The organism is Paracoccus methylovorus (genome assembly GCF_016919705.1).
GTDB classification, from domain to species: Bacteria; Pseudomonadota; Alphaproteobacteria; order Rhodobacterales; family Rhodobacteraceae; genus Paracoccus; species Paracoccus methylovorus.
Genome location: NZ_CP070368.1, coordinates 734981 through 745748, shown reverse-complemented (window position 1 = coordinate 745748; position 10768 = coordinate 734981). Strand labels below are relative to the sequence as shown.

8 protein-coding genes and 1 tRNA gene are annotated in these 10768 nt (G+C 62.4%); 6 read left to right on the top strand and 3 right to left on the bottom strand.

The window, feature by feature from the left end; genetic code table 11:
• Positions 1–127: 127 nt before the first annotated feature.
• Positions 128–946, top strand: a complete 819-nt coding sequence (locus tag JWJ88_RS03765) for an SIMPL domain-containing protein (protein WP_205294773.1) — start codon at positions 128–130, stop codon at positions 944–946.
• Between the two features lie 39 nt (positions 947–985).
• Here JWJ88_RS03765 and JWJ88_RS03760 read toward each other — a convergent pair whose 3' ends face one another.
• From JWJ88_RS03760 to metH, 3 genes are all read right to left on the bottom strand, one after another.
• Positions 986–2272 (bottom strand): O-acetylhomoserine aminocarboxypropyltransferase/cysteine synthase family protein, encoded by a 1287-nt coding sequence (locus JWJ88_RS03760; RefSeq protein ID WP_205294772.1) that lies wholly within the window; start codon positions 2270–2272, stop codon positions 986–988.
• Positions 2273–2456: 184 nt separating this feature from the next.
• A tRNA-Leu gene (locus JWJ88_RS03755) sits at positions 2457–2543 on the bottom strand.
• Between the two features lie 76 nt (positions 2544–2619).
• Positions 2620–6375: a methionine synthase gene (gene metH / locus JWJ88_RS03750; protein WP_205294771.1), complete on the bottom strand. Its 3756-nt coding sequence runs from the start codon at positions 6373–6375 to the stop codon at positions 2620–2622.
• Between the two features lie 144 nt (positions 6376–6519).
• Here metH and lipB point away from each other — a divergent pair, with 144 nt between their 5' ends.
• The 5 genes from lipB to JWJ88_RS03725 all read left to right on the top strand — a co-directional run bounded on the left by lipB (position 6520) and on the right by JWJ88_RS03725 (position 10763).
• The gene (gene lipB / locus JWJ88_RS03745; protein WP_240200191.1) at positions 6520–7176 is read left to right on the top strand and encodes a lipoyl(octanoyl) transferase LipB; all 657 of its coding nucleotides are present in this window, start codon (positions 6520–6522) and stop codon (positions 7174–7176) included.
• A 145-nt stretch (positions 7177–7321) separates the two neighbouring features.
• A complete protein-coding gene (locus JWJ88_RS03740; protein WP_205294769.1) occupies positions 7322–7783 on the top strand; it encodes a c-type cytochrome in 462 nt (153 codons plus the stop codon).
• Positions 7784–7955: 172 nt separating this feature from the next.
• Entirely contained in the window at positions 7956–9632 is a 1677-nt protein-coding gene (gene ctaD / locus JWJ88_RS03735; RefSeq protein ID WP_205294768.1) for a cytochrome c oxidase subunit I, read from the top strand.
• 19 nt (positions 9633–9651) lie between these two features.
• Positions 9652–10146: a DUF2244 domain-containing protein gene (locus JWJ88_RS03730; RefSeq protein ID WP_205294767.1), complete on the top strand. Its 495-nt coding sequence runs from the start codon at positions 9652–9654 to the stop codon at positions 10144–10146.
• Positions 10147–10244: 98 nt separating this feature from the next.
• Positions 10245–10763: a GNAT family N-acetyltransferase gene (locus JWJ88_RS03725; protein WP_205294766.1), complete on the top strand. Its 519-nt coding sequence runs from the start codon at positions 10245–10247 to the stop codon at positions 10761–10763.
• Positions 10764–10768: the final 5 nt, after the last annotated feature.

The window sequence follows — 10768 nt, the reverse complement described above, 5'->3', positions numbered from 1 at the left end:
AGAACGCGATCCGTGAAAAGCCGAACACCGGAATGTGAGGCATCCTCTGGCGCTTTTCTGGCGTTATATGGGCTCGTGAATACAACTGCGTGCGGAAGACTTCCGCCGTCCCAAGGAGAAAGACCCGATGCCCCAATTCCGACCCCTGATGGCTGCCGCGACGCTGATGGTGCTGGGCGCAACCCCGCTGATGGCCCAGCCTGCCCCAGCGGACGCGCCGCCGCCCGCACAGATGGGACATCACGCCATGAAACACCCCGCCCCCTTTGCCCGAGTGACGGTCACCGGTACCGGACAGGCCACGGCACAGCCCGACATGGCCACCATCACGCTGGGCGTCAGCACCCGCGCCACCACCGCCGCCGACGCGATGGCGCAAAATGCCGAGCAGCAAAGCAAGGTCATCGAGACGTTGAAAGCCGAGGGGGTCGAGGCTCGCGATATCCAGACCTCGGGACTGAACCTGTCGCCGGTGATGGATTTCTCGGATCAGGGTCAGCCGCCCAAGCTGGTGGGCTATGGCGCGCAAAACAGCGTAACCGTGCGGGTGCGCGATCTGGCGGGGCTGGGCGCGGTATTGGACAAGCTGGTCGCCTCGGGCGCCAATGAAATCAGCGGCATCGCCTTTTCCCGCGACGACATGACAGGGGCCGAGGATCAGGCCCGCACCGAGGCCGTGGCCGACGCGCGCCGACGCGCCGAGGTGATGGCCCAGGCGGCAGGCATGGAGCTTGGTCGGCTGATCTCGCTGTCCGAGGCGCAGATGGGTGGCGGGCCGCGGCCGATGATGGCCATGCGCGCCGAAGTGGCCAGCGCCACGCCGATCGAAGCCGGTGAATTGGGTGTAAGTGCCAATGTCACGGCGGTCTTCGCCATGCGCGCGGCAGAGAACGGCGAGCCCCCGGCACCCGAAGGCGAGGCAACCCCCGCCGCTCCGGCGAACTGATCATGAGAGGGCGGCGAAAACCTCGCCGCCCTTTTCATTTCAGGCGGTGGCTGCGGCCAGCGCCTGATCTAGATCGGCGATGATGTCGGCCGCATCCTCGATGCCGATGGACAGCCGCACCACGTCCGGCCCTGCACCTGCGGCGATCTTTTGTTCGTCGGTCAACTGGCTGTGCGTGGTCGAGGCGGAATGGATCACCAACGAACGCGCATCCCCCAGATTGGCCACATGGCTAAACAGCTTGAGGCTGTCGACCAGCTTCACCGCCGCGTCATAGCCGCCCTTGATACCGAACGAGAAAAGCGCACCCGCCCCCTTGGGATAGACCCGCTGCGCCGTCGCGTTCCACGGCGAAGAGGCAAGCCCCGCATAAGTAACCGAAGTTACACGCGAATCGGCCTCAAGCCACTCAGCAACCTTCTGGGCATTTTCGACATGCCGGCCCATGCGCAGGCCCAGCGTCTCGATCCCCATCAGCGTGTAATGCGCGGCTTGCGGATTCATGGTCATGCCCAGATCGCGCAGACCGATGGCAATGCCGTGGAACGTATAGGCCAGCGCACCGAAGGTTTCGTGGAATTTCATCCCGTGATAGGCGGGCTCGGGTTCCGAAAGGCTGGGGAACTTGCCCGAAGCCGACCAGTCGAACTTGCCCGAATCCACAACCACGCCGCCGGTCACCGTGCCGTTGCCGGTCATGTATTTCGTCAGGCTGTGGACGACCAGCGTCGCACCCATCTCGATGGGCTTGCACAGATAGGGCGTGGCCAGCGTGTTATCGACGATCAGCGGCAGGCCGACCTCGTCCGCGACCTTGGCCACTGCCGGAATGTCGGTGACATAGCCGCCGGGGTTCGAGATCGATTCGCAGAAAATCGCGCGGGTATCGTCGTCGGCCGCCGCCCTCAGCGCGTCCAGATCGTCCAGATCGACGAATTTCACGCCCCAGCCGAAGCGTTTGATGGTCTGGCTGAACTGGGTAATGGTGCCGCCGTAAAGCCGGGTCGAGGCGACCAGGTTCTTGCCCGGCCCCATCAGCGGGAACAGCGACATGATCTGCGCCGCATGGCCCGAAGAGCAGCAAACCGCCCCGGCCCCGCCTTCAAGCTGGGCCACCCGCGCCTGCAGTGCGGCAACCGTCGGGTTGGTCAGGCGCGAATAGATATAGCCCACCTCTTGCAGGCCAAACAGTCGGGCGGCGTGGGCGGCGTCCTTAAAGACATAGGCCGTGGTCTGATAGATTGGCACCTGCCGCGCCCCGGTGGCCGGGTCGGGCGCGCTGCCTGCGTGGATGGCGGTGGTGTCGAAACCCCAATTCTCGGACATGGAAACTCTCCCTTGGTTCGGTGCGAAGACTAGGCGCAAGCGAACCGGAAATGCCATAGGAATCCCACGGGCGCGACAAGGGAAACGCCGTCGCCCGACGGAGGAAAACCGCGCATGCCAACCCGATCGCCGGGCACCCCGGCAAGGGGGGCAGCGCCATTCGCCTTTGAATTTTGGGGATAAATGGTGCGGTCGAGAAGACTCGAACTTCCACTCCGGTTAAGGAACAGCGACCTCAACGCTGCGCGTCTACCAATTCCGCCACGACCGCATCCGTAGCAAGCCGGCTTCTAGACGCTTGCGCAGCGGATGAAAAGGGCATTTTTGCACCCGCTGCGCGTTTCTTTTCACTCGGCCGCGACAGCCGCTTGCGGCATGTAATTCAGGATCGGAGCCAGCCAGCGTTCGACCGTGGCAACCGGCATTCCCTTGCGGGCGGCATAGTCCAGAACCTGATCGTGCTCGACCTTGGCGACGCCGAAATAATAGGCCTCGGGGTGGCCGATATAGAGACCCGAGACCGAGGCGCCGGGCCACATCGCCATCGATTCGGTCAACTCCACCCCGGTCGCGGCGGTCGCATCCAGCAACCGGAACAGCGCCACCTTTTCCGTGTGGTCCGGCTGGGCCGGATAGCCGGGCGCGGGGCGGATGCCCGCATAAGGCTCGGCGATCAGCTCGTCAGGGGCAAAGCTTTCGTCGGAGTAGCCCCAGTATTGCCTGCGCGCGCGTTCATGCATCATCTCGGCCAGCGCCTCGGCGAAACGGTCGGCCAGCGCCTGCACCAGAATGGCCGAGAAATCGTCGTGCGCCGCCTTGAAACGGTCGGCAATCTGCTGCTCTTCGCCACCGGCCGTAACCACGAAGCCGCCGACATAGTCGCGGTGCCCCTCGGGGGCGACGAAATCGGCCAGCGCCACGTTCGGGCGGCCGTCGCGTTTGGTTACCTGCTGGCGCAGGGTATAGAAACTGGCCAGTTCGTCCTTGCGATTCTCGTCGGTGAAAAGCCGGATATCGTCTCCGACGCGGTTTGCCGGCCAGAAACCGACCACCGCGCGCGGCTTGAACCATTGCTCGTCGATGATGCGCTTCAGCATGGCCTGGGCGTCTGCGAAAAGCTGTCGCGCGACCTCGCCCTGCTTCTCGTCCTCAAGGATGCGCGGATAAACGCCCTTCAGTTCCCAAGTCTGGAAGAAGGGGGTCCAGTCGATATAGCGGGCGATCTCGGCCAGATCAAAGTCGTCGATCACGCGGGGGCCGAAAAACTCCGGCGTCTTGGCCTGAAAGCCCGTCCAGTCGATGCGCAGCGCGTTGTCGCGCGCCGTGGCAAGCGGCAGGCGCTTCTTGTCCGCCTCGGCGCGGGCGTGCTTGTTCGCGACCTCCAGATATTCGGCGCGGATATTGTCGACATAGGCGGTTTTCTGGCCCGAGAGCAGGCTGCTGACCACACCCACGGCTCGGCTGGCATCGGTGACATAGACCGCCTGCCCGCGGCCGTAGCGCGGATTGATTTTGACCGCCGTATGCACCCGCGAGGTCGTCGCGCCGCCGATCAGCAGGGGAATATCGAACCCCTCGCGCTCCATTTCCGAGGCCACATGCACCATCTCGTCCAGCGAGGGGGTGATCAGGCCGGACAGGCCGATGATATCGACCTTTTCGGCCTTGGCCGTCTCAAGGATCTTGGTGGCCGGAACCATCACGCCCAGATCGATGATTTCATAGTTGTTGCAGGCCAGCACGACGCCGACGATATTCTTGCCGATGTCGTGGACGTCGCCCTTGACGGTCGCCATCAGCACCTTGCCGGCGCTGGAAGAACCGCCGCCCTGCCCGGCCTTTTCCTCCTCCATGAAGGGCAGCAGATGCGCCACGGCCTGCTTCATCACCCGGGCGGATTTCACCACCTGCGGCAGGAACATCTTGCCCGCACCGAACAGATCGCCCACCACGTTCATACCGGACATCAGCGGGCCTTCGATGACGTGCAGGGGGCGTTCGGCATTTTGCCGCGCCTCTTCGGTATCCTCTTCGATATATTCGGTGATGCCGTTGACCAGTGCATGTTCAAGCCGCTTGTCGACCGGCCAGGTGCGCCAGGTCAGGTCCTTTTCGCGCGCCTTTGCCCCGCCCTCGCCCCGATAACGCTCGGCAAGCTCCAGCATGTTCTCGGTGGCGGAGCTACCGGATTTGGGTTTGCGATTCAGCACCACATCCTCGCACGCCTCGCGCAACTCGGCGTCGATCTGATCATAGACCGCGAGTTGACCGGCGTTGACGATGCCCATGTCCATGCCCGCCTGAATGGCATGGTAAAGAAAGACGGCATGCATCGCCTCGCGCACCGGCTCGTTGCCGCGGAAGCTGAAGGACAGGTTCGAGACCCCGCCCGAGATATGCACATGCGGCAGCGATTGCACGATGCGCCGCGTCGCACCGATGAAATCGACGCCGTAGTTGTCGTGTTCCTCGATACCGGTGGCGATGGCAAAGATGTTGGGGTCGAAGATGATGTCCTGAGGCGGGAAACCGACCTTGTTCACCAGCAGGTCATAGGCGCGGGTGCAGATCTCGACCTTGCGGTTCTCGGTATCGGCCTGACCGGCTTCGTCAAAGGCCATGACCACCACGGCCGCGCCATAGCGGCGGCAAAGCGTGGCGTGTTCCAGAAACGCCTCCTCGCCCTCTTTCAGCGAGATCGAGTTCACGATGGCCTTGCCCTGCACGCATTTCAGCCCGGCCTCGATCACCTCCCATTTCGAGCTGTCGATCATGACCGGAACGCGGGCGATGTCGGGCTCGGCAGCGATCAGGTTCAGGTAGTCGATCATCGCCTGTTTGGAATCGATCAGCCCCTCATCCATGTTGATGTCGATGATCTGCGCACCGTTCTCGACCTGATCGCGGGCCACGTCCAGCGCGGCGGCGTAATCGCCATTGGTCACGAGCTTGCGGAACCGGGCCGAGCCGGTGACGTTCGTGCGCTCGCCCACATTCATGAAGGGGATGTCATCGGTCTTGATGAAGGGCTCAAGACCGGACAGGCGCAGGCGCGGTTCGATCTGCGGGATCTCGCGCGGGGCCAGGTCCGCCACGGCACGGGCGATGGCGGCGATATGCTCGGGCGTCGAGCCGCAGCAGCCGCCGACCACGTTCACCAGCCCTTCGCGGGCGAAATCGGCCACTTGCGCCGCCATCTCCTCGGGCGTTTCGTCGTATTGGCCCATCTCGTTCGGCAGGCCGGCATTGGGATAGGCGCAGATCAGCGTATCCGCGACCGAAGACAGTTCGGCCAGATGCGGACGCATTGCGGCCGCGCCAAGCGCGCAATTCAGGCCCACGGTGATCGGCGCGGCGTGGGACATGGAATACCAGAATGCCGTCGGGGTCTGGCCCGACAGCGTGCGCCCGGACAGGTCGGTGATCGTGCCCGAGATCATCACCGGCAGGCGGAGCCCCTTGTCCTGAAACACTTCCTCGCAGGCAAAGATGGCAGCTTTGGCATTCAGCGTGTCGAAGATGGTTTCGATCAGGATCAGATCGGCACCGCCATCGATCAGCCCGCGAAGCTGCTCGGAATAGGCGATGCGCAGATCGTCAAAAGAAACAGCCCGATAGCCGGGATTGTTCACATCCGGGCTGATCGAGGCGGTTCGGTTGGTCGGTCCCAGCGCGCCGGCCACCCAACGTGGGCGCCCGTCCTCGGCGGTAGCGCGGTCAAGGGCGCGGCGGGCAATGCGCGCGCCATGGAGGTTCAGGTCATAAACCGCCGATTCCAAGCCATAATCGGCCTGCGCTATGGTGGTCGAAGAGAATGTATTGGTCTCGACGATATCGGCACCGGCCATGGCATAGCGGTAATGGATCTCTTCGATCGCCACCGGCTGGGTCAGGTTCAGCAGATCGTTGTTGCCCTGCTGCGGATGTTCGCCCGGCGCGGGCGGATGGCAGCCGCAGGCGCAACCCGCGCCATGACCGGCGAAATCGGCCTCGGTCATGCCAAGTTGCTGAATCTGCGTCCCCATCGCGCCGTCGAGGATAAGAATGCGTTGGCGGGCTGCCGTGCGCAGGGCGTCGAATACAGGGGAAAAAGGCAAGGTCATGACAGAATCCGGGCGTTATGAGACCGCCTGTATACAGGCAGTCGGGCATTTAGTGAAATTCAACATCCGCACGATAATCATGCAGCATATTCATGTTAAGCACCGCCCCTTGCCCGGTCGCGCCGCTTGATGCAAGAGAAGCGTATGACCGAATGGATTTCCGCCCCCGGCCTGACCGACTATCAGCAGGCGATCACCTTCATGGAGGCGCGCGCAGCCGCCATTGCGGCCGGCGAGGCAGAGGAACTGGTCTGGCTGGTCGAACATGCGCCGCTTTATACCGCCGGCACCTCGGCCAAGCCCACCGATCTGCTACACGCGCGCTTTCCGGTGCATGCAGCCGGGCGCGGCGGTCAGTATACTTACCACGGACCGGGGCAGCGCGTGGTCTATGTCATGCTGGATCTGAACCGGCGCGGCCGCGACGTGCGCACCTTTGTCAAGGCGCTGGAGGGCTGGGTCATCGACGCCTTGGCCGAGTTCAACCTGAAAGGCGAGATCCGCGAAGGCCGCGTCGGCGTCTGGATCGCCCGTCCCGACAAGGCCCGGCTGCCCGACGGATCCATGCGCGAGGACAAGATCGCCGCCATCGGCATCAAACTGCGCAAATGGGTCAGCTTCCACGGCATCTCCATCAACGTGGAGCCGGATCTGGAACATTACGCGGGCATTGTGCCCTGCGGCATTTCCGGACATGGCGTCACCAGCCTTGTCGATATGGGCCTGCCGGTTGGAATGAACGATCTGGATCTGGCGCTGCATCGCAGTTTTGCCCGGAACTTTCCGCCTCTCGCCGGCTGATTTCGTTCCTGCGACATATTCTCCTCTGTACCGGCCTGCGACCTTTTTCCTGTGTCCCGACGGCTTGGTGCATGATAGCCCTGTCAAACGGGAGGCGGAGAGGTTCGTTTCCCAAGACAATGTGCGATACCCAAGAGGAAACGCGATGAAGATCAGCATCTATGCCACTCTCGCCGCCATCACCCTCGCCCTGCCCGCTGCGGCTCAAGATGGCGACGCGGCCAAAGGCGAGAAAGAGTTCAACAAGTGCAAGGCTTGCCACATGATCCAGGCGCCGGATGGCACCGACATCGTCAAGGGTGGCAAGACCGGGCCGAACCTCTACGGGGTCGTCGGCCGCAAGATCGCCTCGGAAGACGGCTTCAAATATGGCGACGGCATTCTTGAGGTCGCCGAAAAGAACCCCGACATGGTCTGGGATGAGGCCGAGTTGATCGAATACGTCACCGATCCCAAGCCTTGGCTGATCAAGCACACCGACGATTCGGCAGCCAAGACCAAGATGACTTTCAAGATGGGCAAGAACCAGGCCGACGTAGTGGCATTCCTGGCCCAGAACTCGCCCGACGCGGGCGGTGAAGCCGCAGCCGAAGGCGAATCGAACTGATCGCCACACGGCAATCATGATTCTGGATAACCCCGCCCCTGCGTGCGACAAAAGCACTCAGGGGCGCGACTATTAGTCCCTTCTTCGCATTGCGAGGGGTAGGATTGTGGGCTAGAAACATGCGAGTCCGTCGGCCTATGGCCGGCCAGCCGCATGTCTAGGGAGTCCACGCATGGCAGACGCAGCCGTTCACGGCCACGGTGACCATCATGACACCCGCGGGTTTTTCACCCGCTGGTTCATGTCAACAAACCACAAGGATATCGGTATCCTTTACCTGTTCACGGCCGGCGTCGTCGGCCTGATCTCGGTATGCTTCACCGTCTATATGCGGATGGAACTGCAGCATCCCGGCGTGCAGTTCATGTGCCTTGAAGGCGCGCGTCTCTTCCCCAACGCCGCGGCGGAATGTACCCCGAACGGACATCTGTGGAACGTCATGATCACCTATCACGGTGTGCTCATGATGTTCTTCGTGGTCATCCCGGCGCTGTTCGGCGGTTTCGGCAACTATTTCATGCCGTTGCACATCGGCGCACCGGACATGGCCTTTCCGCGGCTGAACAACCTGTCCTACTGGATGTATGTCTGCGGCGTGGCCCTGGGTGTCGCATCGCTTCTGGCGCCGGGCGGCAGCGACCAGCCGGGCTCGGGCGTGGGCTGGGTGCTTTACCCGCCGCTTTCGACGACCGAGTCGGGCTACTCCATGGATCTGGCGATCTTTGCCGTCCACGTCTCGGGTGCCAGCTCGATTCTGGGCGCGATCAACATCATCACCACCTTCCTGAACATGCGCGCCCCGGGCATGACGCTGTTCAAGGTGCCGCTGTTCGCCTGGTCGGTCTTCATCACCGCATGGATGATCCTGCTGTCGCTGCCGGTTCTGGCGGGCGCGATCACCATGCTGCTGATGGACCGCAACTTCGGCACGCATTTCTTCGACCCGGCCGGTGGCGGCGACCCGGTGCTTTACCAGCACATCCTGTGGTTCTTTGGCCACCCCGAGGTCTATATCATCATCCTGCCGGGCTTCGGCATCATCAGCCATGTGATTTCGACCTTCTCCAAGAAGCCGATCTTCGGCTATCTGCCGATGGTGCTGGCCATGGCCGCGATCGGTATTCTGGGCTTCGTGGTCTGGGCGCACCATATGTACACGGTTGGCATGTCGCTGACCCAGCAGGCCTATTTCATGCTGGCGACCATGACCATCGCGGTGCCGACCGGCATCAAGGTCTTCTCGTGGATCGCGACGATGTGGGGCGGCTCGATCGAGTTCAAGACGCCGATGCTCTGGGCCTTCGGCTTCCTGTTCCTGTTCACCGTCGGCGGCGTGACCGGCGTGGTGCTGAGCCAGGCGCCGCTGGACCGGGTCTATCACGACACCTATTACGTCGTGGCGCATTTCCACTATGTGATGTCGCTGGGCGCGGTCTTTGGGATCTTCGCCGGGGTCTATTACTGGATCGGCAAGATGTCGGGCCGGCAATACCCGGAATGGGCGGGCAAGCTGCATTTCTGGATGATGTTCATCGGGTCGAACATGATCTTCTTCCCGCAGCACTTCCTGGGCCGTCAGGGCATGCCGCGCCGCTATATCGACTATCCGGTCGAGTTCTCGTACTGGAACAACATCTCGTCGATCGGGGCCTATATCTCGTTCGCTTCGTTCCTGCTGTTCATCGGCATCGTCTTCTACACGCTGTTCGCCGGCAAGCGCGTGAACGTTCCCAACTACTGGAACGAGCATGCGGATACGCTGGAATGGACCCTGCCGTCCCCGCCGCCGGAGCATACTTTCGAGACGCTGCCCAAGCGCGAGGACTGGGACCGCGCACATGCGCATTAATCCCGCGCATTGAGCAGCGATGCCTTATACTTGGCATGACGCGGCCCCGGATGATTCCGGGGCCGTTTGCTTTCGGCTTGAGATCTGGCCGCACCGCTCATTGTCCCGTAAGGGCTTTGTCTGGGTGATCGGACTGACCACAGCGGGACTGGCGTTACCCCTGCTGGCAGTGGTCGGCTCGACGGCGCTTTGGGGGCTTTTACCCTTTGCCGCACTGGTGGTCTGGGCGCTGTGGCATGCCATTCAGCGCAGCTATGGCACAGCGCATGAGGTAATGTGGCTTGACCAGAACCGCCTGACCCTGATCCGCAGCGATCCCGGACAGCCGGATCGGGTCTGGCAGACCAACCCCTATTGGGTGCGCGCCACCCTGCGCCAGAACGGCCCGGTCAAGGATTATCTGGTTCTGACCGACGGCAAGCGCGAGGTCGAACTGGGCGCATTCCTTGCGCCCGAGGAACGCCAGGCCTTGCACGACGATCTGGATCGGCGGCTTGCGGCGGCGCGTCGGTAGCGACTGGGTGAAAACCCCCGCAGGAATGCATCGCGCCGGTTGCGATTCTCGCGGCAATACGCTCCTGTCTTCGGAGTCTTTTTCCGATGGACCGGAACATGCCGCAGTTCACCACGCAGCGTCTTGAGCTGCGGCCGCGCTCTTTGGCCGATTTCGACGCCTGTCTGGCGATGGATTGCGATGCCGAGGTCACCAGATATATCCCCGGACCTTGGACAGACCCGCAGGCACATAAAGCCTTTCTTCGCGAACGGATGCAGACAAATTGGGGCGAGGGACTGGGATACTGGTCGCTGTTTCCCAAGGATGGTGGCAATCGTTTTCTCGGCTGGGTCTTCCTGACCGCTGACGGCTCCCAAAAGTCAGCACTCGAGACAGGCTGGCGACTGAACCGATCAGCATGGGGCAAAGGATATGCGACCGAGGCGACCCTAGCCGTTCTGGAACACGCATTTCGCCTTTCGGGCGTCCATCAGGTGTTTGCAGACATCCACCCCGACAACCTCGCCTCGATCCGCGTGGCAGCCAAGGTTGGAATGCGTCTCATCAACTGTTTACGGCAGGACGAGCCGTTTTATCGCTATGGGATAATGCGGCACCAATTTGGCACTGCATGAAGGAA

Coding starts and splice junctions, on each gene's coding strand:
- JWJ88_RS03725 (WP_205294766.1), top strand. CDS start 10,245: ATGCCGCAGTTCACCACGCAGCGTCTTGAGCTGCGGCCGCGCTCTTTG.
- metH (WP_205294771.1), bottom strand. CDS start 6,375: ATGACCTTGCCTTTTTCCCCTGTATTCGACGCCCTGCGCACGGCAGCC.
- ctaD (WP_205294768.1), top strand. CDS start 7,956: ATGGCAGACGCAGCCGTTCACGGCCACGGTGACCATCATGACACCCGC.
- JWJ88_RS03760 (WP_205294772.1), bottom strand. CDS start 2,272: ATGTCCGAGAATTGGGGTTTCGACACCACCGCCATCCACGCAGGCAGC.
- lipB (WP_240200191.1), top strand. CDS start 6,520: ATGACCGAATGGATTTCCGCCCCCGGCCTGACCGACTATCAGCAGGCG.
- JWJ88_RS03740 (WP_205294769.1), top strand. CDS start 7,322: ATGAAGATCAGCATCTATGCCACTCTCGCCGCCATCACCCTCGCCCTG.
- JWJ88_RS03730 (WP_205294767.1), top strand. CDS start 9,652: ATGCCTTATACTTGGCATGACGCGGCCCCGGATGATTCCGGGGCCGTT.
- JWJ88_RS03765 (WP_205294773.1), top strand. CDS start 128: ATGCCCCAATTCCGACCCCTGATGGCTGCCGCGACGCTGATGGTGCTG.